We start from the raw sequence: 22,565 nt of genomic DNA, 5'->3' as shown, positions 1-22,565 counted from the left end.
ATGTCCAAAGATTATGACGTCGCCGTCGTCGGCGGCGGATTGCTCGGCTCCGCCATTGCCTGGGGCCTCGGAAGGGTCGGCAAGAGCGTGGCCGTGCTCGACGAAGGCGACATCACCAAGCGCGCCTCGCGCGCGAACTTTGCGCTGGTGTGGGTGCAGAGCAAGGGGCTCGGCATGCCCGCTTATACGGTCTGGACCGTGCGGGCGTCGGAGGCCTGGGGCCGTCTTGCGTCCGAGTTGAAGCAGCAGACGGGCCTCGATGTTTCTTTGCAGCAGAACGGCGGCTTCCATCTGACGCTCGGCGACGATGAATTCGGCCAGCGCACCGAGCTCGTCAAGCGCATGCACAACCAGACGGGTGCGGCCGACTACAAGATGGAGATGCTCTCGGCATCCGAGGTGAAGAAGTCGCTGCCGCTGATCGGCCCGGAAGTGTCCGGCGGCAGCTATTGCCCGCTCGACGGCCACGTCAATTCGCTGCGCACCTTCCGCGCCTTCCACACCGGCTTCAAGGCGTTTGGCATCGACTATTTCCCGGAGCAGCCGGTTTCGGCGATCAGCAAGAGCGGCGGTGAATTCCACCTGACCACGCCCAAGGGCGAGCTGCGCGCTGCCAAAATCGTGCTCGCCGCCGGCAACGCCAACCAGACGCTGGCGCCGATGGTCGGCCTCTATGCGCCGATGGGCCCGACCCGCGGCCAGATCGTGGTGACCGAGCGCACCATGCCGTTCCTGCCGCATCCGCTGACCACGATCCGCCAGACCGACGAAGGTACGGTGATGATCGGCGACAGCAAGGAAGACGAGCTCGACGATCGCGCGCTGAAACACTCGATCAGCGCTGTCATGACCGATCGCGCGCAGCGCATGTTCCCGCATTTGTCGCGGCTCAATGTCGTCAGAAGCTGGGCCGGCATCCGCGTCATGCCGCAGGACGGCTTCCCGATCTACGACCAGTCGGAGACGCATCCCGGCGCCTTCGTCGCCTGCTGCCATTCCGGGGTGACGCTGGCTTCCAACCACGCTTTCGAGATTGCGCGCATGGTCGCGCGGGGCGCGCTCGAGCCGGAGCTGGTTGGCGCGTTCTCCGCCAGCCGCTTTGGCCGCGCGGGCGCGGCGAACAACAGCGGTTACTAGAGATACTGAAGGAGCCAAGAGGCATCCCATGTTTAGACGATCCGAACAGGACAAGCGTCCGCAAGTGCAGATCTTCGTCGACGGCGTGGCCGTCGCTGCGCGCCAGGGCGACACCGTCTCCGCTGCGCTATTGGCATCCGGCCAGGACGCACGGCGGTCGACGGCAGTGAGCGGCGCGCCGCGTCTGCCCTATTGCATGATGGGCGTGTGCTTCGATTGCCTCGTCACCATCGACGGTGTCGGCAATCGCCAGGGCTGCCTCGTGCCCGTCGCCGAGGGCATGCAGATCGAGATTCAGAAGGGCAAGCGGGAGATCGGAAAATGACTATGGCTCCCAAGCGCGAAGACTACGACCTGGTGGTGATCGGCGCCGGTCCCGCCGGCCTTGCCGCCGCTACGACCTCAGCCGAAGCAGGTCTCACGACGCTGCTGCTCGACGAGAACATCGGCCCCGGCGGCCAGGTGTTCCGCGCCATCTCGTCCACGCCCGTGACCGACCGCAACCAGCTCGGCGCCGACTATTGGGTGGGCGCCGATCTCGTGCAGTCGCTGCGCGCGAGCAGCGCCGAAGTGATTCATCGGGCCACCGTCTGGAGTCTCGACCGCAACCTCGACATCGCCATCTCGATCGGCGGCGCGTCCGCCTTCGTCAAGGCGAAGCGCGTGATCCTTGCGACCGGCGCGCTGGAGCGGCCGTTCCCGATTCCCGGCTGGACCCTGCCGGGCGTGATGACCGCAGGCGCCGCACAGACGATGCTGAAATCCTCGGCGCTGGTGCCCGATGGCCGTACCGTGATCGCCGGGCAGGGACCGCTGCTCTGGCTGCTCGCTGCGCAGATCCTGCGCCTCGGCGGCCGCATCGACCGCATCCTCGACACCACCGAGCGCGGCAATTATTTCGCCGCGCTGCCGCACGCTTTTGCCTTCCTGACCTCGCCCTATTTCGCCAAGGGCCTGTTGATGATGCGCGAGGTGAAAGCCAAAGTGCAGGTCGTCTCCGGTGTCACCGAGCTTGCGGCGTCCGGTGATGGCCAGCTCGCGAGCGTGAGCTACGTCGCCGGCGGCAAGCGCGAGACCATCCCTGCGGATCTGCTGCTGCTGCATCAGGGCGTCGTACCCAACGTCAATCTGGCGATGTCCGCCGGTATCGAGCATCGCTGGGACGATCTGCAACTGTGCTGGTCGCCGGTGCTGGACGCGAGCGGCAATTCGTCCGTCGCCGGAATCGCGATTGCCGGTGACGGTGCCGGCATTGGTGGCGCCAATGCCGCTGTGGTGCGCGGCCGCACCGCGGCCCGCGCCGCGGTCGAAGCGCTGGCGCCTGCATCTGCCGCGAAGCTTGCGCCGATGGCAACGCTCCGTTCCGATCTCGCCAAGGCCGAACGCGGCCGGGTCTTCCTCGATACGCTGTTCCGTCCTGCGCCGCAGTTCCGCATTCCCTCGGGCGACACCATCGTCTGCCGCTGCGAGGAGGTCACCGCAAAGGACGTTCTTGATTCCGTCGCGATCGGCGCGACCGGGCCGAACCAGCTCAAGGCCTATCGCCGCACCGGCATGGGCCCGTGCCAGGGCCGGCTCTGCGGCCTCACCGTCACCGAGCTGATGGCGCAGGCGCGCGGCAAGACTCCGCAGGAGATCGGCTATTACCGGCTGCGCGCGCCGGTGAAGCCGATTACGCTCGCCGAGCTTGCCGCCGTCCCGAAGAGCGAGACCGATATCAAGGCCGTGGTGCGCGGATGACGATAAACGTGGATGCGATCGTCATTGGCGGCGGCATCCATGGATGCTCGACGACGCTGCATCTGTGCCTCGCCGGCCTGAAGCCGGTGCTGATCGAGAAGGATTATGCCGGCCGCCACGCCTCCGGCGTCAATGCCGGCGGCGTGCGTCAGCTCGCGCGGCACATCCCTGAAATCCCGCTCTCGATTCGCTCGATGGGAATCTGGGAGAAGATCAAGGATCTCCTCGATGACGATTGCAGCTTCGAGAGCCATGGCCAGGTGCTGGTCGCGGAGAACGAGGAAGAGCTCGCGGTCTGCCGCGCGCGCGTCGCCGAGCTCAATGCGCTCGGCTTCACCCATGAGGAGCTGATCGACGCCGCTGAGCTGCGGCGGCTCGTGCCCGCGGTCGCCGAGACCTGCCCCGGCGGCGTAGTCTCGCGCCGCGACGGCGCGGCCAATCCGGCGCAGACGACGACGGCGTTCCGTCGCAAGGCCGAGCAGTTAGGTGCCACCGTGCGCGAAGGTGTGGCCGCCAGCAACATCCGCTACAACGACGGCCTCTGGCATGTCGATGTCGGCACGGAGACCTTTGCCGCGCCGGTGCTCGTCAATGCCGCCGGCGCCTGGGCCGGCAAGATCGCGGCCGCTCTCGGCGAGCCCGTGCCGGTCGAGACCGTGGCGCCGATGCTGATGATCACCTCGCGCGTGCCGCACTTCATCGATCCCGTCGTGATCCTTCGCGGCCGAAAACTCTCCTTCAAGCAGTTCTCCAACGGCACCGTGCTGATCGGCGGCGGCCATCTGGCGACGCCCTATCAGGATCGCAACGAGACGGTGCTGGACTGGAAGAGCCTTGCGACCAGCGCGCGCACCGTGTTCGAGCTGTTCCCGGTGATGCGTAGCGCCACGATCGTCCGCGCCTGGGCCGGCATCGAGGCCAAGATGAAGGACGACATTCCCGTGTTCGGGCCGAGCAGCCGCCATAGGGGGCTCTACCACCAGTTCGGTTTCTCGCTGCACGGCTTTCAGCTCGGCCCCGGCGCGGGCGCGGTGATGGCGGAGCTGATCGTCAATGGCGGCAGCCAGACCCGCGTCAGCGATCTCGGCATCGACCGCTTCCATCCTTCCACGCTCTAAGAAGAGGACATCATGAGCATCACCCGCAGCATCCGCACCCCCATCATGCACCGCGCCGTCGGAGCCAACGGCTTCGTCTTCGTGGGTGGCACCATCGCCGACGACACCTCGGTCTCGATGGGTGACCAGACCCGCAACATCCTCGGCAAGATCGCCGGCTATCTGAAGGAAGCCGGCACCGACAAGAGCCGCGTCGTCAGCGCGTCGATCTTCGTCACCGATCTCTCCAAGAAGAAGGAGATGGACGCGGCCTGGACCGAGTTCTTCGGCGACAATCTGCCGACCCGCGCCACCGTCGGCGTCGCCGATCTCGGCGGCGGCGCGCTGATCGAGGTCGTCGTCACCGCGTTCAAGGGCTGAGCGTATAGACCGCGAGGGACGTCGGCGCTCACCAGGCCGTCGTCCTCCGTACCGCGGCTTGATCTCGCCCTCTTGCGGGACTAGTAAGAGAGCCCCATCAACAAGGATATTCGCAGCCATGGATTTCACCCCGACCGCAACGCCGATCCGCATTGCTCACGGGGAATTCCATGCCTGCTTCAATCATCCTGTCACGCCTGTCGCTGTCCACGCCTGACGGCCGTTCGCTTCTCTCCAACATCGATCTGACCTTCGGCGCGGAACGCGCCGGCCTCGTCGGCCGTAACGGCGTCGGCAAGACGACGTTGCTCGCCGCGATCACGGACGAGCACGTTCCGCAGTCGGGGCGCGTGATCGTCAACGGAACCGTCGGGCTGCTGCGCCAGGACGCCCGGCTCGACGCCGGTGCGACGGTTGTTGATCTCTTCGGTGCGCGCGATGCCCTGGACCTGCTTCGCCGGGCCGAGCGCGGCGATGCCTCGGCCGAGGATGTCGCCGACGCCGACTGGATGCTGGAGACCCGGCTCGGATCGGCCTTGGCCCGTGTCGGGTTCGATGTCGCGCCCGATACCATGCTGGACCGCTTGTCCGGCGGACAGCTCACGCGCGTTCGTCTTGCCGCGCTGCTGTTTACCGAACCGGACTTCCTACTGCTGGACGAGCCAACCAACAATCTCGATCGCGACGGGCGCCAGGCCGTGATCGATCTGCTGGCCGCCTGGCGCGGCGGCGCGATCGTCGTCAGCCATGATCGGGCCCTGCTCGAGACGATGGACGCCATCGTGGATCTGACCTCGCTCGGCGCGACCCGATATGGTGGCAACTGGAGCAGCTATCGCGCGCAGAAGGCCGTCGAGCTCGCCGCCGTCAGGCACGACCTCGCGCATGCCGAGAAGCACCTGTCCGAGATTGATGGCAAGGCGCAGGAGGCGGCCGAACGGAAGGCGCGCAAGGACAGCGTTGGGAAGAAGAGGCGCGCCAAGGGCGACATGCCGCGCATCCTGGCTGGCGCGCGCAAGGATCGCAGCGAGGATAGCGGCGGCAAGACCGCGGGGATCACCGAGCGGCGCCGCGCCGAGGCGCTCGATGCGGTCGACAGCGCGCGCCGGCGCATCGAGATCCTTCAGCCGCTCACCGTAAAACTGCCTTCGACCCAGCTGCCGGCGGGGAGGGAGGTGGTTTGGCTCGATCGGGTCAGTGCCGGCTATCAGCCGGAGCGGCCGGTCTTGCGCGACCTGTCGCTCGCCATCGTCGGTCCGGAACGTGTCGCGATTGCCGGGCCGAACGGCTCCGGCAAAACGACGCTGCTCAAGCTCATTGCCGGCGAGATGTCGCCTCTGGCGGGCACGGTGCGGGTCACGCCCGACTTCGCGCTGTTCGACCAGAAGGTCAGCCTGCTCGATCCGACGATCTCCATCCTGGACAATTTTCGGCGTCTCAATCCAAAGGCGGGCACCAATGAGTGCCATGCCGCCCTGGCCCGGTTCATGTTTCGCGCCGATGCAGCCATGCAGGACGTCGGCAGCCTGAGCGGTGGGCAACTGCTTCGCGCGGGCCTTGCCTGCGTGTTCGGAGGAGCGAGGCCGCCCTCGCTGCTGATCCTGGACGAGCCGACCAATCATCTCGACATCGGGTCCATCGAAGCCGTCGAAGCGGGCTTGCGGGCCTATGACGGCGCGCTGCTCGTCGTCAGTCACGACGAGGCGTTCCTGGAGGCGATTGGCGTGACGCGCCGGCTCGATCTCTCTGCGATCGACACCACGCCAACGTCATGAGCCGTCTTTGCGAAACTCCTGCGCCAACCAATCGCTGAAGGCGCGCACGCGCGGCGTGAGCTGGCGATTCTGCGCATACATCAGCGAGACCGGCGCCGAGGGCGGCGGGTTATCCGGAAGCAGGGCCACCAGGCTTCCGCGTGCGAGATCGTCGGCAATGTGGAAACGCGGCATCTGGGCGATGCCAAGGCCCAGCCGCGTTCCCAGCAGATAGCTCTCCGGTCCCGTGACCGAGAATGGCGCGGATAGCGTAAGGTCGTGCAGCTTGCCGTCGACGGCAAACCGCAACGGCTCGAGGTCGCCGCTGGACAGCCGCCGCAGCCCGACCATGTGGTGACGCGCGAGATCCTCGATCGATTTCGGCCGTCCGATGCGTTTCAGATAGGCGGGCGCGGCGCAGGTGACGCGATCGAGCACCGCCATCCGACGCGCAATCAGCCCGCTGTCGGCGAGCTCGCCCCAGCGCAGTGCGCAGTCGACGCCCTCCTGGACCAGATCGACCCAGCGGTCGCTTTCGCTCATCGCGATCTCGACGTCGGGATATTGCGCGAAGAACTTCGGCAGGTTCGGCATCAGGAAATGGCGCGCCAGCGTGCCCTGCACCTCGATGCGCAGCATGCCCTTCGGCTTGGTCCCCGAGAACGCGCCCTCGGCATCCTCGACATCCTGGAGAATGGCAAGGCAACGGCGGTAATAGGCCTCGCCGTCGAGCGTTGGGCGAACCACCCGCGTCGTGCGCTGGAGCAGTCGTACGCCGAGCCGGCGCTCGAGCTGGTGGATCACCTGCGTTGCGCTCGAGCGCGGCAGGCCGATGTCGTTCGCGGCTTGGGTGAAGCTGCGGCGCTCGACCACGCGGGTGAACAGCCGCATCGCGTCCAGACGGTCCATGGCAATTGTTCGCTAAGTCAGAACAATGATGCCCACTTATGCCAGATTATCTTTGATCCCGCAAAGGGCAATTTCCTCCGTGTCAGCCGCAAGGAGCGGCTCGGAACCACGGAGAAGGCAAATGTCCAACGCAAACGGAAAAGTCGCAATCGTCACCGGTGGCTCGCGCGGCATTGGCGCGGCGATTGCCGAACGGCTCGCGGGCGACGGCTTCACGGTCGTCATCAACTATGCGGGCGGCGCCGCCGACGCGGAAGCGCTGGCCGGCAAGATCGAGAAGGCCGGTGGCCGTGCCGTCACCGCGCAGGCCGACGTCAGCGACCCCGCTGCGGTCGCGCGCATGTTCGACATGGCGGACGCCGCGTTCGGTGGTGTCGACGTCATCGTCAACAATGCCGGCATCATGCGGCTCGCCACGATCGCCGAGGCCGACGACGCCCTGTTCGACAGCCAGATGGCGATCAACCTGAAGGGCACCTTCAATACGCTGCGCGAGGCCGCGCGTCGGCTGCGCAATGGCGGCCGCATCGTCAACCTGTCCTCGAGCCAGACCGGACTGCTGTCTCCGAGCTACGGCGTCTATGCCGCCACCAAGGCGGCGGTCGAAGCCATGACGCATGTGCTCTCCAAGGAGCTGCGCGGCCGCAACATCACCGTGAACGCGGTAGCGCCGGGCCCGACCGCGACGAAGCTGTTCCTCGACGGCAAGACCAAAGAGGTGATCGACCATCTCGCCAAGCTCGCGCCGCTGGAGCGGCTCGGCCAGCCCACCGACGTCGCTGCCGCGGTCGCGTTCCTCGCCGGCCCCGATGGCGCATGGATCAACGGTCAGGTGCTGCGCACCAATGGCGGGATCATCTGATCCCGCAAGACCAGACATCAAGACCAGACATCAACCACGAAAATCGAAGGAGATATCCCATGACCAAGATCGTCCTGATCACCGGCGCATCCAGCGGCTTCGGCCGTCTCACGGCTGAAGCCCTGGCCAAGGCTGGCCACACCGTCTACGGCTCGATGCGTCAGACGAAATCCCGCAACGCGGCCGTCGTGGAGCAGATGGCGGCATTTTCGCGCGACAACGGTGCTGATCTGCGCGCCGCGGAATACGAGGCCGGTCCGTATCAGGGCTTTGGCGAGCAGGTGCAGAAGGCGTTTGCGGCAATCGTGCCTGAGGATGCCGATGTTGGTCTGGTGGCCGAGGCGGTCGTGAATCGGCGCACCGTTCGGAAAGCGGCCGTTCCGCGTCCACATCGATCCCTCGGAAGACGGCGCCGATGTCGGCTTCACCGTGCTCGACCGCGTCCGCGCCGAGATGCTGCACCGGGTGGGCCTCAGCGATCTGCTGAAGCCCAAAGTGCTGGCCTGATGCGTCTGCGCTCGCGAGAATCTACAAAAACCCGACGCTCTGCCCCCAGCGCGTCGGGTGGAATGAATGAGTATCGATCCGTGATCCCAACATCGCTGTTGTGACGCCTGCCGCGGCAATTGACTATTCCGGGAAACTACCGCGTCGGGACTCAGCTGCGCTTCCCGCGCTGCGGCCTACGACGTCGCGCCGCCACCAGGTTCCAGCGATTCGCCGATCTCCAGCGGATGGGCCATGGTTTCGTGCAGCGCCTCGCGGTCGAGCTCGCCTTCGGACATACTGATGACGACGCAGGCGACGCCATTGCCGATCAGATTGGTCAGCGCGCGGCATTCGCTCATGAACTTGTCGATGCCGACCAGAATCGCGATCGACTGGATCGGAATGTCAGGCACGATTGAGAGCGTGGCCGCCAGCGTGATGAAGCCGGCACCGGTCACGCCCGAGGCGCCCTTCGACGTGATCATGGCGATGCCGAGAATGCCGAGCTCCTGCCAGATCGTTAGATTCGTGTTGGTAGCCTGCGCCAGGAACAGCGTCGCAAGCGTCATGTAGATGTTGGTGCCGTCGAGGTTGAAGCTGTAGCCGGTCGGGATCACGAGGCCGACCACCGAGCGCGAGGCGCCGAGATGCTCCATCTTCTGGATCATCTGCGGCAGCACGGTCTCCGACGACGAGGTGCCGAGCACGATCAGGAGCTCGTCCTTGATGTAGGCGATGAAGCGCAGGATCGAGAAGCCGGCGAGGCGGGCGATCGAGCCCAGCACGATCAGCACGAACAGCATGCTGGTCAGGTAGAACGTGCCGATCAGGGCGGCGAGGTTCAGCAGCGAGCCGAGTCCGTAGGCGCCGACGGTGAAGGCCATCGCGCCGAACGCGCCGATCGGCGCCACGCGCACGATGATGCGGATGATGCCGAAGAACATCTTTGCGGCCTTGTCGATCGCCTCCGCGATCGGCTCTCCAGCCTTGCCGAGGAAGGCGATGGCGAAGCCCGACAGGATCGAGATCAGCAGCACCTGGAGCAGGTCGCCGCGCGCGATCGCACCCACATAGCTGTCGGGGATGATCGCCATCAGATGGGCGACGATGCCTTCTTCCTTGGCCTTGGTGACGTAGGTCGCGACCGATTTCGGATCGATCGTGGCGGGGTCAATGTTGAAGCCGTGCCCGGGCTGGAGGATCTCGCCGACCAGGAGGCCGACCGCGAGCGCGACAGTCGAGACCGTTTCGAAATAGATCAGCGACTTCAGCCCGACCCGGCCGACGCGCTTGAGGTCACCCATCGAGGAGATGCCGTGAACCACGGTGCAGAAGATCACCGGCGCGATCATCATCTTGATCAGCGCGATGAAGCCGTCGCCGAGCGGCTTCAGCGACTTGCCGAGATCGGGATAGAAATAGCCGATGAGCACCCCGAGCACGATCGCGATCAGAACCTGGACGTAGAGGATCTTGTACCAGGGCTGATGCCGGCGATGGACGGCTGGCTGGATCGCGACTTGTGTCATCTTGTGGGGCCCCGGAACGTATTGATCTTGCAAGATTTTGAATCTTGTATGTTTTGCATCATGTGATGGCCGCCGCAGAAGCGACAATCACATTTTTGTCGGATCGCACGAAGATCAATCGCTGCACCGCAACGGGGGGAACATGACGATCGCAACCGGCTCGGACGAGCAATCACAGAGCTATTTTCCGCGTTGGAAACTCAAGACCTCGGGCGTGATCATGCCGGAGGAACGGCTGTCATGGGGCCAGACCATCGTCTCCGGTCTCCAGCATTGCGTCGCCATGTCGGGGTCGACGATCATCGCGCCGCTGCTGATGGGGTTCGATCCCAATGTGGCGGTCCTGTTCTCCGGTATCGGCACGCTGATCTTCTTTGTCATCGTCGCAGGGCGCGTGCCGAGTTATCTCGGCTCCAGCTTCGCCTTCATCGCCGTCGTCATCGCCGCCACCGGCTATGCCGGGCAGGGGCCGAACCCGAATCTCTCCGTTGCGCTCGGCGGCATCGTCGGAGCCGGGGTGCTCTATGGGGTGATCGCGCTGATCGTGATGTGGGCAGGCGTCGGCTGGGTCGAGCGGCTGATGCCGCCGGCAGTCACCGGCGCCGTGGTCGCCGCGATCGGCCTCAACCTCGCACCCGTCGCGATCAAGGCGGTGAGCGCCAACGCGTTCGAGACCTGGATCGGGCTCGCGACCGTCCTGATGATCGGGGTGGTTGCGGTTGCCGCTCCCGGCCTGTGGCGCCGGCTGCCGATCATTCTCGGCGCGATCGGCGGATATCTGTTTTACCTGCTGTTCGCGAACGGTCTCGGCTTCGGCACGCCGATCGACTTCGCGCAGCTCTCGGCCGCGCCGTGGTTCGGCCTGCCGAACTTCACGACGCCGACCTTTCATGCCGATGCGATCTTCCTGATCGCGCCGGTTGCGGTCATTCTCGTTGCCGAGAACCTCGGGCACATCAAGGCCGTCGGCGCCATGACAGGCCGCAGTCTCGATGCATATCTCGGCCGCGCCCTGTTTGCCGACAGCCTTGCGACCATCGTGGCGGCTTGCGGCGGCGGCACCGGCGTCACCACCTATGCCGAGAACATCGGCGTCATGGCGGCGACCAAAGTCTATTCGACCTTGCTGTTTGCGTTCGCCGCCACGGTGTCGATCCTGCTCGGCTTCTCGCCGAAATTCGGCGCGCTGATCCTGTCGATCCCGGGGCCCGTCATCGGTGGCCTCTCGATCGTGCTGTTCGGATTGATCGCCGCAATGGCGGGCCGGATCTGGGTCGAGAACAAGGTCGATTTCGCGATCCCTGCAAACCTGATCACCGTCGCCGTGGCGTTGACCGCGGGAGCAGGCGACCTCACGCTCAAATTCGGCGCGTTCACGATCGGTGGAATCGGTACGGCCACCTTCGGCGCCATCATTCTCTACCAGATCCTGACCTCGCCGATCGCGCGCCGCGAAGAATGAATCCCAGGGATGCGCTGGCGGATGGAACAAAACTACGGTTCCATCCATGATCAGGCATCCCGGAGAAAGCTTCATGCCACAGACCGATCTCTCGACCGCCTTTCCCTCTCGCCTTGTCGGCCGATATGCGCTGGTGACCGGTGCGTCACAGGGCATCGGCCGCGCCGTTGCCATCAGGCTCGCCCAGGAAGGCGCGACCGTCGCCATCAACTATGTTGATCACCCCGAGAAGGCGGAGGAGTCGCTCGCACTGGCACGCACGGCGTCGGGCGATCGTGGCCACGGCAAGCTCGATCATGTCATCGTCAAGGCCGACGTCAGCAATGAGCAGGAGGTCGCTGCGATGTTCGAGACGGTCCTGGCGCGCTGGAAACGCCTCGATTGTCTCGTCAACAACGCAGGCTTTCAGCGGGAATCTGCGAGCGAGGCGCTCGACATCGAAACCTACCGCCGCATCATCGACGTCAATCTCAATGGCGCCGTGCTCTGCGCGCAGAAGGCGCTCGCGCATTTCGTCGCGCGCGCCGGAGGCGGCAGCATCATCAACTGCTCCAGCGTCCACCAGATCATCCCGAAGCCCGGCTATCTCGCTTATTCGATCAGCAAGGGCGGCATAGCCAATCTGACGCGCACGCTGGCGCTGGAGTTCGCCGGCCGTGGCATTCGCGTCAATGCGGTCGGTCCCGGCGCGATCGACACGCCGATCAATGCGGCCTGGACCGGTGACGCCGAGAAGCGCGGCGTTGTCACCAGCCACATTCCGCTCGGCCGCGTCGGCACGCCGGAAGAGATCGCCGCTGTCTTTGCCTTCCTCGCATCCGATGATGCGAGCTATATCACCGGGCAGACGATCTACGCCTGCGGGGGCCTGACGCTATTCCCCGAGTTCCGTGAGAACTGGGCGAGCTAGATGGCGCGCAGCCAACAGCACGCACAAGGGACGGCGCGGCAGAGCGAGCTCGTCAAGCTGATTGCGGGGTTCGAACCGCCGGCACGGCCCTGATCTGGCAAAACGGGCCGGCACAGACTACATCTGCGCCATGGCAAACCCTCCGGTGGCAACCTCCTCGCTCGAAGAATTCGTAGGCCGGCACGAAAAGCTGTTCGTGCTGACCGGCGCCGGCTGCAGCACCAATTCCGGCATTCCCGACTATCGCGACAGCCACGGCAATTGGAAGCGGACCCAGCCGGTCAATTTCCAGGCTTTCATGTCCGAAGAGCATACCCGCCAGCGCTACTGGGCGCGCAGCCTGATCGGCTGGCGTCGGTTCGGCCAGGCGAAGCCGAACGATGCGCACCGCGCGCTGGCCCGGCTCGAGGCGAGCGGCCGCTGCGAGATGCTGCTGACCCAGAATGTCGATAGGCTGCATCAATCCGCCGGCCACCGCCAGGTGATCGATCTGCATGGCCGGCTCGATCTGGTTCGCTGCATGGGCTGTGGCGCCAGGACGCCGCGGAATGAATTCCAGCACGCACTCGGCCACGCCAATGCCGAGTGGCTGGCGCTCGATGCCGCGGACGCGCCTGATGGCGACGCCGATCTCGATCATGCGGATTTCTCCTTGTTCAAGGTACCTCCTTGCGAGGCCTGCGGCGGCATCCTCAAGCCCGACGTCGTGTTCTTCGGCGAGAACGTGCCGCGCGATGTCGTCGCCACCGCGCAGGATCATCTGGCGCAGGCCGATGCCATGCTGATCGTCGGCTCATCGCTGATGGTCTATTCCGGATTCCGCTTCGTGCAGGCGGCCGCGCAGCGCAACATTCCGATTGCCGCCGTCAATCTCGGCCGCACCCGCGCCGATGATCTCCTCACGCTGAAGGTCGAGGAGCGCTGCGAAGCGGCGCTTGCATTCCTGCTCTGATCAGGCGCGACACGAACACGTCTTGCCTATTGCATAGGTGCCAAGCAGAATAGCCGGGCGCGGCGCTTTCGGCATGCTCGATGGCATGGAAATTGCTGCATTTTCACCCTGAGTTCTGACGATCAGCCGGAGAATTTTGGAATGCTTGAAGGAGCCGAGGTGCGGCTTGCCGTGGATATCGGTGGTACGTTCACCGACATCGTGCTGGACGTGGGGCAGGATCGCAAAACGCGCAAGGTGCTGACGACACCGCAGCGGCCCGAGCAGGCGGTGCTGGATGGAATGCGTCTCATTCTCACCGATGCGCGTGCGCATATCAGCGACATCGACGTCTTCATTCATGGCACGACGCTCGCGACCAATGCGATCATCGAGCGGCGCGGCGCAAAAACGGCACTGATCGCGACCGACGGCTTTCGCGACGTGCTCGACATCGGCACCGAGAGCCGCTACGACCAGTACGATCTCAGCATCGACAAGCCGAAGCCGCTGGCGCCGCGCAGCCTGCGCTTCACCGTGCCCGAGCGTATCGACGCGCACGGCGCCGTTCGTCTCCCGCTGGACGAAGCAGCGGTCCGCGCACTCGTGCGGAAATTGCGCGAGCTGAAGGTCGAGAGCGTCGCGATCGCGTTCCTGCACTCCTATGCCAATCCCGAGCATGAGCGCCGCGCGGCTGCGATCATCGGTGAGGAATTGCCGGGCATCTCCGTGACGGTGTCGTCGGCGGTGTGTCCGGAGATCCGCGAATATGAGCGCACCTCGACGGCGGTCGCCAACGCCTATGTGCAGCCGCTGATCGACGGCTATCTCGCCCGCATGGCCGACGCCTTGCAGGTCGAGCAGTTCCGCGGCGCCATCTATCTCGTCACATCAGGCGGCGGTGTCACCTCGATCGAGACGGCGCGGCGGTTTCCGGTGCGTCTCGTCGAATCCGGCCCGGCCGGCGGCGCGATCTTCGCGGCGCAGATTGCAGCGCGGCTCGGCGAGAGCAAGGTGCTGTCCTTCGACATGGGCGGCACCACCGCAAAGATCTGCCTGATCGAAAAATACCAGCCCGAGACTTCGCGCGTCTTCGAGGTCGATCGGGCCGCACGCTTCCTGAAGGGCTCCGGTCTGCCGGTGCGTATCCCCGTGATCGAGATGGTCGAGATCGGCGCCGGCGGAGGCTCGATCGCCCATGTCGATGCGATGAAGCGCGTCACTGTCGGTCCTGAGAGCGCCTCGTCCGAACCTGGTCCAGCTTGCTATGGTCGCGGCGGCCAGCGTCCGGCGGTCACGGATGCGGACGTCGCCCTCGGCATGATTGATCCCGACGCCTTTGCCGGCGGCACGATCAAGCTCGATCCGGAGCTTTCGAAGAAGGCCCTGCTGAGCAGCGTCGGCGAACCGCTGGGCCTGTCGGCGGAAACAGCGGCCTATGCCGTGCACGAGGTCGTCTGCGAGAACATGGCGAGTGCCGCGCGCGTGCACGCGGTCGAGCGCGGCGAAATCGTCGGCCAGCATACGCTGATCGCCTTCGGCGGCGCGGCGCCGCTGCATGCCGCGCGTGTCGCCGAGAAGATCGGCGTGTCGCGCGTGATCGTGCCGTCGAATGCCGGCGTCGGTTCTGCGGTCGGATTCCTCGCGGCTCCCATCGCCTATGAACTGGTGCGCAGCCGTCACGTCCGGCTCGACGATTTCGACACTGCGGCGGTCTCCGATCTCCTGCAGGAGATGGTGACCGAGGCGCGTGCGCTGGTCGAGCCGGGTGCTGCCGGTGCGCCGGTGCGCGAACGTCGCGCGGCCTTCATGCGCTATGTCGGCCAGGGCCACGAGATCACCGTCGAGCTGCCGAACCGGCCGCTGACCACGGCTGATCTCGCCGGCCTGCGCCAGAAATTCGAGGCGGACTATTCCGCGATGTTCGAGCGGCCGATCCCGGGTGCGGCGATCGAGGTGTTGAGCTGGTCGGTGCTCGCAACTACGGACGCGCGCAATCCGGCCACGGTTGCGGCCGTTACGCGGAAGCCCGCGGCGAAGGCCTCCGGCAGCCGAAAGTTCTTCGACGGAAGGGCAGGAGAGGTAATCGAGATCCCGCTCTATCGCCGCGAGGACATGGCGCCCGGCGCGACGATTGCGGGCCCTGCCGTGATCGCGGAGGACGAGACCTCCACCTTCGTCTCCACCAGTTTTGATGCCCATATCGACGGTGCCGGCAGCATCGTCATGGAACGGAAGGCAGCTTGATCATGAGCAAGGCAAATGGCGCGAGCCTGATCGACCTCCAGATCATGTGGCACCGGCTGATCGCCGTGGTCGAGGAACAGGCGCAGGTGCTGCTGCGCACCGCGTTCAGCCCGATCGTGCGCGAATGCGGCGACCTCTCGGCCGGTGTGTTCGACCTCAGGGGACGCATGCTGGCGCAGGCGGTGACCGGCACGCCCGGCCACGTCAACTCGATGGCGGAATCGGTCAAGCACTTCATCAACCATTTTCCGCTCGAGACGATGAAGGAAGGTGACGCCTATATCACCAATGATCCCTGGATGGGCACCGGCCATCTCAACGACTTCGTCGTCACCACGCCCTGCTTCAAGGATGGCAAGGTCGTCGCGCTGTTCTCCTGCACCAGCCATCTCATGGACATCGGCGGCATCGGCTTCGGACCTGACGCCACCGATGTGTTCATGGAGGGGCTCTACATCCCCATGCTGAAGCTGATCGACCAGGGCGTCGTCAACGAGACGTTGATGGCGATGATCCGCACCAACACGCGGCTGCCGATCGACACCGAGGGCGACACCTATTCGCTGGCTGGCTGCAACGATGTCGGCTGCGAGCGCTTGGTCGAGATGATGACCGAGTTCGGCATCGATACGCTCGATGAGCTCGGCGATTACATCTGCGACCGCTCGCGCGAGGCCGTGCTGGCCGAGATTGCCAAGCTGCCGAAGGGGAGCTGGCGCAACAGCATGGTCGTCGACGGCTACGATGCGCCGGTCACGCTGGCGGCAACGCTGACGATCTCGGACGAAGGCATTCACGTCGATTTCGACGGCACGTCCGCCGCTTCGAAGTTCGGCATCAACGTGCCGCTGTCCTACACCACGGCCTATACCGTGTTCGGCCTCGGCTGCGTCGTCGCCTCGCAGATCCCGAACAATGCCGGCTCGCTCTCGCCGCTGACGGTGTCGGCGCCATCAGGTGCGATCCTCAACGCGCCGAAGCCGGCACCCGTCGCCTCGCGCCACATCATCGGCCAGATGCTGCCCGACGTCGTGTTCGGCTGCCTGCGCCAGATCATTCCCGAGCGCGTGCCCGCGGAAGGCACCTCGTGCCTGTGGAATCTCAACGTCCGCGGCCAGACCCGCTCGGGCGTCGGCGGCAATTACGGGTTCTCGATGGCGGTGACGTCCAACGGCGGCACCGGCGCGCGCTTCGGCAAGGATGGCTTGTCGGCGACCGCCTATCCCAGCGGCGTGCGCGGCACGCCGGTCGAGATCGCGGAGACGCAGACTCCGTTGATCTTCTGGCGCAAGGAGCTGCGTCCGGATTCCGGCGGAGCAGGGCGCACCCGCGGCGGCCTCGGCCAGATCATCGAGGTCGGCAGCGGCGTCGATGCCCCCTTCGACATCCTGGCGGCGTTCGACCGCATCGACCATCCGCCGCGCGGCCGCGATGGCGGAAAGAACGGCGAGGCCGGCTATGTCGGCCTGAAGTCCGGCAAGAAGCTGCGTGGCAAAGGCTTCCAGCAGGTGCCGCCGGATGACCGTCTGGTGGTGCTCACACCGGGGGGTGCCGGCATCGGTGCCCCCGCCGAGCGCGATCGTGCGGCCGTCAAGGACGACATCGACAGCGGCCTCGTGTCTTCAGAGAACGCGATTGAGGTTTATGGGTACGCGCGGTGATGCTTCATCGCGCTTGGTAAACGGAGGGGCTCAATGATCACGCGACGAAGCTTCGCCACGGGCGCAGCCACGCTGCTTGCCGCCGGCCACATCTCGACCCGCGCGCGGGCCGCGACCGTGAGCTGGGACATGTCGACGGTTTGGCCCGACGGCAATTTCCACACCCAGAACGCGATGGCATTCGCCGACGAAGTGAAGAAGCAGAGCAATGGCTCGGTTGCCATCACCGTGAAGGCCGGCGGCCAGCTCGGCTTCAAGGGGCCGGAGCATCTGCGCGCCGTGCGCGACGGCCTCGTGCCGCTCGCCGACGTCCTCAACATCCAGCAGGTCGGCGACGAGCCCTTCATGGGCGTCGAGAGCATTCCGTTCCTTTGCAGCTCGATGGACGAGTTGAAGGTGCTGCACAAATATGTGCGGCCCGAATACGAGAAGGTCGCCGCGCGCAACAACCAGAAGATCCTCTACATCGTGCCGTGGCCGACGCAGTATCTGCATCTCAAGACCAAGGTCGCCGACGTCGAGGGCTTGAAGAACATCAAGATCCGGGTCCCCGACAAGAACGCCGTCGACATGCTGGCCGTGGTCGGCATGGCGCCCGTGATGATCCCCTGGGGCGAGACGATCCCGGCACTGGCCTCCGGGGCGGTGTCCGGCGTCTCCACCTCGGCGGTCTCGGGCGTTGACGGAAAGTTCTGGGAATTCCTCAAATACATCTACCCGACTAATCACGTCTGGTCGTCGCAGATGCTTACCGTCAACCTCGATTCCTGGAAGGCGCTCTCGGCCGATCAGCAGCAACTGGTCACCGGCGTCGCCGCCAAGATGGAGCCTGGCTTCTGGGCCAACTCGCTCAAGGCGGACGTGGACAGCCTCAACCGCCTCAAGGAAGGCGGCATGGAGGTGGTGCCGGTCTCGGATGCCATGATGACGGAGATCCGGGCCAAGACCGCGCCGCAGCTCGATGCCTTCCTCAAGCGCGTGCCGGCGGCCGACAAGCCGGTGCGGGCCTATCTCGCCGAAATGAAGCGCTGAGGTCGAGCTCATGACCAGCGTTTCACCGGCGGTTCCGCAAAGTCTCAACGCGGCGGCGCCGGCGCCGCTGCGAATCCTGCTCGACGGCATCGACCGTCTCGGCCGGCTCGACGGCTGGATCGGCGGCGGTTGCCTGCTGACGCTGACGCTGCTGATGCTGTGCGAGGTCGCAACCCGCTTCCTCTCGAACTTCCTGTCGTTCTTTCCGCCGACGATCTCGATCGCCTGGGAATACTCATCCTACCTGATGGCGGCGTCCTTCACCTTCGGCGCCGCCATGACGCTGCGCGTCGGCGGCCACATCCGCGTCGTGCTGTTGCTCAAGAACGTGCCGCCGCCCCTGCAGCGCGCGATCGAGATCCTTTCGGCGGCAGCCGGCTTCGCCTTCATGGCCTTCCTGACGTCGTCGATGGCGAAGTTCGCGTTCGGCGCCTATGTGCGCGGCCAGGTCTCGACCTCGAGCGACACGCCGCTGTGGTTTCCGGAAGCCGTCGTCACCTTCGGCATGCTGCTGCTTACGCTCCAGTTCCTGGCGCGTGCGATCCAGGCGGTGCTCGGCCTGCCGCTCGAGGATCACCGCATGAAGGCCTCTCCCGTCGAATGACCGTTTTGCTCGCTTCCGGATTCAGGATTCCATGACCATCGAAGTCGTCGCTCTCTTCGTGATCCTGTTCGCGCTGCTGGCTGGCGGCGTCTGGATCGGCCTCACGCTTGCGCTCACCGCGACGCTGCTGCTCGCGATGTTCCGCTCGATCCCGCTCGACAAGCTGCTGCCGCAATACGCCTGGAACATCCTGACCACGCAGGAGCTGCTGGCGCTACCGCTGTTCATCCTGATGGGTGAATTGCTGTTTCGCACCCGCCTGTCGCGCTCGCTTTTCCAGGGACTTGCGCCCTGGGCCGGGCTTCTGCCGGGCCGCCTGCTGCATGTGAACGTGATCGGCTGCACCATCTTCGCGGCGATCTCGGGCTCGTCGGCGGCGACCACGCAGGTGATCGGCCGCATGTCGCTCAATGAGCTCTTGCGCCGCGGCTATTCCCGCGACATCGCGATCGGCTCGCTCGCCGGCGCCGGCACGCTCGGCTTCCTGATCCCGCCGTCCAACATCATGATCATCTATGGCGTGCTCGGCGACGTTTCCATTCTCAAGCTTTTTACCGCCGGCGTGCTGCCCGGCCTGCTGCTCGCCGCCACCTTCATGGGCTGGGTGATGCTGCACACCACGCTCAAGCCCGCGATGGTGCCGGAGACGGAAGCCAAGCTCTCGCAGGTGCCTTGGGGCGAGCGCTTCGCCGCGCTGAAGGATCTCGCGCCGGCACTGTTCCTGATCGCCTGCGTGCTCGGCTCGATGTATGGCGGGCTCGCGACGCCGTCGGAGGCCGCCGCCGTCGGGGTGCTCGGGGCAGGGTTGGTCGCCTGGGCGCAGGGCTCGATGTCGCAGCAGGTGATGCGTGACGTGCTGATCGGCTCGGTCGTGACCTGCTCGATGATCGCGCTGATCGTGCTCGGCGCCTCGATCCTCGGCAATGCCGCGGCCTTTCTCGGCATCCCTCAGGCGGTTGCGGCCTTCGTGAAGGGGCTCGGCCTGTCGCCTTTCATGCTGATCGTGGTGCTGATCATCTTCTACCTGATCCTCGGCTGCTTCCTCGACGGCTTCTCGATGATCGTGATGACGCTGCCGATCGTGCTGCCGATCGTGAAGGGGGCGGGCTTCGACGAGATCTGGTTCGGTATCTTCCTGGTGCTCGCCGTCGAGATGGCGCAGATCACCCCGCCGGTCGGCTTCAACCTGTTCGTGATCCAGGGCCTGACCGAGGATGGCCTCGGCTACATCGCGCGCGTTACGCTGCCGTATCTGGTGATCATGGTCGGCTTCGTGCTGCTGCTGACGCTCTGGCCCGGCATCGTCACGATCCTGCCGCGGGTGCTGTTCGGGTAGCCCGCGTCAGTCAAGAGTTTGTCAATGGAGACGAAACGGTCAACGTCGCTGCCGTTTCAAATTTGCCCGCGCGCGCATTCCATCTTTGCACTCCTTGTGATCCGGCGTAGTCTTTGACGCGCGCAGAAGTGCAACAACGACCATTCCAGTGAACGTGGCTCCTTTGGCGATATGCGCCGAGAGAGAGGGGACATCTGTTGGCAGCCCGTGCCGATGGAGAACGATCGACACGTACTGAACTGCAAACTCCCCTCGCAGCGGCGCCTACAAGACGCAATCAATAAGCATCAAGCGGGAGGAAGTGCAGATGAGGAAGCAATGGCTTAACTCGGGCTTACCTGTTCTCGTCGCTACGACACTTGCGACGTCGGCGACGCTAGCTCAATCCGTGGATACGGCCCGGATCGAGTCCGCCGGGCAGAACGATTGGCTCACCTATCACGGTTCATACAAATCCCACCACTACAGCCCACTGGCGCAGATCAACGCGAACAACGTCGGAAATCTGGGCGTGGCCTGGATGCACATTCCCGGACGATCGACGCGTGGCCTGCAGTCAATGCCGCTGGTGGCCGACGGCGTGCTCTATTATTCGGGTTCCTATAGCCGGGTCTTTTCGCTGAACGGCGCGACGGGCGAGGTGCTCTGGTCATTCACCCCGGAGCTGGACGAGGCACTCATCAGCCGACAAACCCACTCGCCCTACAACCGCGGCGTAGCTCTCGGCGAAGGCAAGGTCTTCGTCGGTACGATGGACGGCCGTCTGTTCGGGCTGGATGCGAAGTCGGGAAAGGTCCTCTGGGAAACCAGGCTGATCGACTCGCAGAAACTCACGGTCGGTTTCACCGGCGCGCCGCTCTACGCGAAGGGCAGCGTGATCATCGGCTCGCAGGGGGGTGAATGGCCGGGCCGTGGCCCGATCTTCGCCGTCGATGCCACCACCGGCAAGAAGAAGTGGGAGTTCCTGACGGTCGCAGGCACCGACGAGGCCATGAAGACGTGGGGCAACGATTCCTGGCGCACGGGCGGCGGCGGTGGATGGATGCCGGGCACCTATGACTCCGAGACCAACTCCATCCTGTGGGGCACCGCGAATCCGGCCCCGCTCTACGACTGGTCGGGCGCAGACTACAAGACGCAGGGCGCGCGTCCGGGCGACAATCTCTATACGAGTTCCGTGATCGCACTCGACATCGATACCGGCAAGCTGAAATCCTATCACCAGGAACTGCCGCACGACGCCTGGGACTTCGACAGCGCCGTCGGCGAGTTCGTGATGCTCGAGCGCGACGGCCAGAAATACGTGGTTCATCCGAACAAGGGCGGCTTCGTCTTCGTCTACGACCGCAATCTTGGCGTGAAGAACGTTTGGCGGCTGGTTGAGAACATCAACTTCGTCAAGGATATTGATCCCAAGACGGGTGCTCTGATCGGTCGTCGCGATTTCTCCGCGGGGAAAGTCACCGAACCACCGCTGTGTCCGTTCATTGGCGGCGGCGTCAGCTGGAATGCCGGGTCGTACAATCCGAAGACCGGTCTCTACTACAAGATCGGCCAGGAATGGTGCATGACACTGGATGTCCAGAAGACGACGCCGGTCACCTCGCCCCAGGTCCAGCTCAACATCGGCGCCGACTTCAAGATGGCGCCTCCTCCGGGCGGCGAGATCTACGGACATCTCGACGCGCGCGATCCGATCACGGGAGCAAAGAAATGGGAGGTTCGCTATCCCGAGCCGCCGCTTGGGAGCGTCTTGTCGACCGCGGGTAATCTCGTGTTCGTGCCCGACTCCCGCGGCATCCTTCACGCTTACGACGCCGAAACCGGGGCCGAGCTGTGGAAGCACAACAACGGCACCGGCCACCAGGGCGGCATCGTCAGCTACTCCGCCGGCGGCAAGCAATACATCGCCGTGGTCGCGGGCTTTGGCGGCATGTTGGCGGACGAGTACGCGCCAAACTTCGGAGGCGTCTACAAGAGCATGCCGCGCGACGACGGCGCCCTCGTCGTCTTCAGCTTGAAATAGTCTGCCTCAAACGATCTGCCGAGGAGCGGGTGCAAGCCCGCTCATCGGTCGATTGCAGCGGCCGCGTGTGATTCAGGAATGGAGCGGACGTGTTGAAACTGCATTTGCAGTCGCTTCCGGCGGTGTTGGGCGCTTCGTTGCTGTGCGTCGTGATGGCTCAAGCACAATCTGCCACGCCTGCGCCGGACAACGGCTCGTTGGACGTCGAGCAGTTGTTCGCGGGGACCTGCGGCTTTTGCCACTCCGACGGCGGCCGGGCTGCCGGCAGGGGACCGCAACTGATGAATTCGCAACGAGACGACGAATTTCTGCACAATCGCATCAAGAGCGGGAAGCAAGGTGCGATGCCGGCATTCGGCGAGAGTTTCAGTGACGCGCAGATCGACCAGATCATCAAATATATCCGCGCCTTGAAGCCGCGCGAGGGCTGACCCGCCCGGACCTGACACATCCAGACG

General features: G+C 65.0%; 19 protein-coding genes and 2 pseudogenes. 19 read left to right on the top strand and 2 right to left on the bottom strand.

Annotated elements, in window-relative coordinates:
* The 6 genes from RAD16_RS26000 to RAD16_RS25975 all read left to right on the top strand — a co-directional run bounded on the left by RAD16_RS26000 (position 1) and on the right by RAD16_RS25975 (position 6,130).
* A complete protein-coding gene (locus RAD16_RS26000; RefSeq protein WP_458160682.1) occupies positions 1-1,137 on the top strand; it encodes an NAD(P)/FAD-dependent oxidoreductase in 1,137 nt (378 codons plus the stop codon).
* Between the two features lie 28 nt (positions 1,138-1,165).
* Positions 1,166-1,462: a (2Fe-2S)-binding protein gene (locus RAD16_RS25995; RefSeq protein WP_212298280.1), complete on the top strand. Its 297-nt coding sequence runs from the start codon at positions 1,166-1,168 to the stop codon at positions 1,460-1,462.
* Entirely contained in the window at positions 1,459-2,877 is a 1,419-nt protein-coding gene (locus tag RAD16_RS25990) for an FAD/NAD(P)-dependent oxidoreductase (protein ID WP_458160681.1), read from the top strand. Before RAD16_RS25995 ends, RAD16_RS25990 begins: the two co-directional genes overlap by 4 nt.
* Positions 2,874-3,995, top strand: a complete 1,122-nt coding sequence (locus RAD16_RS25985) for an NAD(P)/FAD-dependent oxidoreductase (protein ID WP_458160680.1) — start codon at positions 2,874-2,876, stop codon at positions 3,993-3,995. Before RAD16_RS25990 ends, RAD16_RS25985 begins: the two co-directional genes overlap by 4 nt.
* A gap of 12 nt (positions 3,996-4,007) precedes the next feature.
* Positions 4,008-4,355 (top strand): RidA family protein, encoded by a 348-nt coding sequence (locus RAD16_RS25980; protein ID WP_458160679.1) that lies wholly within the window; start codon positions 4,008-4,010, stop codon positions 4,353-4,355.
* Between the two features lie 170 nt (positions 4,356-4,525).
* Entirely contained in the window at positions 4,526-6,130 is a 1,605-nt protein-coding gene (locus tag RAD16_RS25975) for an ABC-F family ATP-binding cassette domain-containing protein (RefSeq protein WP_458160678.1), read from the top strand.
* On the opposite strand, the gene RAD16_RS25970 is transcribed toward RAD16_RS25975, so the two are convergent.
* The gene (locus tag RAD16_RS25970) at positions 6,125-7,018 is read right to left on the bottom strand and encodes a LysR family transcriptional regulator (protein WP_458160677.1); all 894 of its coding nucleotides are present in this window, start codon (positions 7,016-7,018) and stop codon (positions 6,125-6,127) included. The two genes, RAD16_RS25975 and RAD16_RS25970, sit on opposite strands and share 6 nt — an antisense overlap.
* Positions 7,019-7,139: 121 nt before the next feature.
* Between RAD16_RS25970 and RAD16_RS25965 the strand changes: the two genes are divergently transcribed.
* The 3 genes and pseudogenes from RAD16_RS25965 to RAD16_RS25955 all read left to right on the top strand — a co-directional run.
* Entirely contained in the window at positions 7,140-7,880 is a 741-nt protein-coding gene (locus tag RAD16_RS25965; RefSeq protein WP_458160676.1) for an SDR family oxidoreductase, read from the top strand.
* Positions 7,835-8,029, top strand: a pseudogene (locus RAD16_RS25960) (hypothetical protein); the annotation flags it as partial. The gene RAD16_RS25965 and the pseudogene RAD16_RS25960, both read left to right, overlap by 46 nt.
* A gap of 84 nt (positions 8,030-8,113) precedes the next feature.
* Positions 8,114-8,387 (top strand): annotated as a pseudogene (locus tag RAD16_RS25955) (oxidoreductase); the annotation flags it as partial.
* A 176-nt stretch (positions 8,388-8,563) separates the two neighbouring features.
* Here the strand turns inward: RAD16_RS25955 and RAD16_RS25950 are convergent.
* The gene (locus RAD16_RS25950) at positions 8,564-9,898 is read right to left on the bottom strand and encodes a dicarboxylate/amino acid:cation symporter (RefSeq protein WP_458160675.1); all 1,335 of its coding nucleotides are present in this window, start codon (positions 9,896-9,898) and stop codon (positions 8,564-8,566) included.
* Between the two features lie 142 nt (positions 9,899-10,040).
* Between RAD16_RS25950 and RAD16_RS25945 the strand changes: the two genes are divergently transcribed.
* From RAD16_RS25945 to RAD16_RS25900, 10 genes are all read left to right on the top strand, one after another.
* Positions 10,041-11,360, top strand: a complete 1,320-nt coding sequence (locus tag RAD16_RS25945; protein WP_458160674.1) for a solute carrier family 23 protein — start codon at positions 10,041-10,043, stop codon at positions 11,358-11,360.
* A 73-nt stretch (positions 11,361-11,433) separates the two neighbouring features.
* Positions 11,434-12,270: an SDR family oxidoreductase gene (locus RAD16_RS25940; protein ID WP_458160673.1), complete on the top strand. Its 837-nt coding sequence runs from the start codon at positions 11,434-11,436 to the stop codon at positions 12,268-12,270.
* 130 nt (positions 12,271-12,400) lie between these two features.
* Positions 12,401-13,222, top strand: a complete 822-nt coding sequence (locus tag RAD16_RS25935; RefSeq protein WP_458160672.1) for an NAD-dependent protein deacetylase — start codon at positions 12,401-12,403, stop codon at positions 13,220-13,222.
* Positions 13,223-13,363: 141 nt separating this feature from the next.
* Positions 13,364-15,448 carry a hydantoinase/oxoprolinase family protein gene (locus RAD16_RS25930; RefSeq protein ID WP_458160671.1) on the top strand — a complete coding sequence of 695 codons (2,085 nt, stop codon included), beginning with the start codon at positions 13,364-13,366 and terminating at the stop codon, positions 15,446-15,448.
* A gap of 2 nt (positions 15,449-15,450) precedes the next feature.
* Positions 15,451-17,109, top strand: a complete 1,659-nt coding sequence (locus tag RAD16_RS25925; protein ID WP_458160670.1) for a hydantoinase B/oxoprolinase family protein — start codon at positions 15,451-15,453, stop codon at positions 17,107-17,109.
* Between the two features lie 33 nt (positions 17,110-17,142).
* On the top strand, positions 17,143-18,141 hold the full coding sequence (locus RAD16_RS25920) for a TRAP transporter substrate-binding protein (RefSeq protein WP_458160669.1): 999 nt from the start codon (positions 17,143-17,145) through the stop codon (positions 18,139-18,141).
* 10 nt (positions 18,142-18,151) lie between these two features.
* A complete protein-coding gene (locus RAD16_RS25915) occupies positions 18,152-18,745 on the top strand; it encodes a TRAP transporter small permease subunit (RefSeq protein WP_458160668.1) in 594 nt (197 codons plus the stop codon).
* 31 nt (positions 18,746-18,776) lie between these two features.
* Positions 18,777-20,081, top strand: coding sequence for a TRAP transporter large permease (locus tag RAD16_RS25910; RefSeq protein ID WP_458160667.1), 1,305 nt, complete (start codon positions 18,777-18,779; stop codon positions 20,079-20,081).
* A gap of 307 nt (positions 20,082-20,388) precedes the next feature.
* Entirely contained in the window at positions 20,389-22,107 is a 1,719-nt protein-coding gene (locus tag RAD16_RS25905; protein ID WP_458160666.1) for an outer membrane protein assembly factor BamB family protein, read from the top strand.
* A gap of 152 nt (positions 22,108-22,259) precedes the next feature.
* The gene (locus RAD16_RS25900) at positions 22,260-22,538 is read left to right on the top strand and encodes a c-type cytochrome (protein ID WP_458160747.1); all 279 of its coding nucleotides are present in this window, start codon (positions 22,260-22,262) and stop codon (positions 22,536-22,538) included.
* Positions 22,539-22,565: the final 27 nt, after the last annotated feature.

It is taken from the genome of Bradyrhizobium sp. 18BD (assembly GCF_054185225.1).
This window is presented reverse-complemented; position numbering and strand designations above follow the sequence as displayed.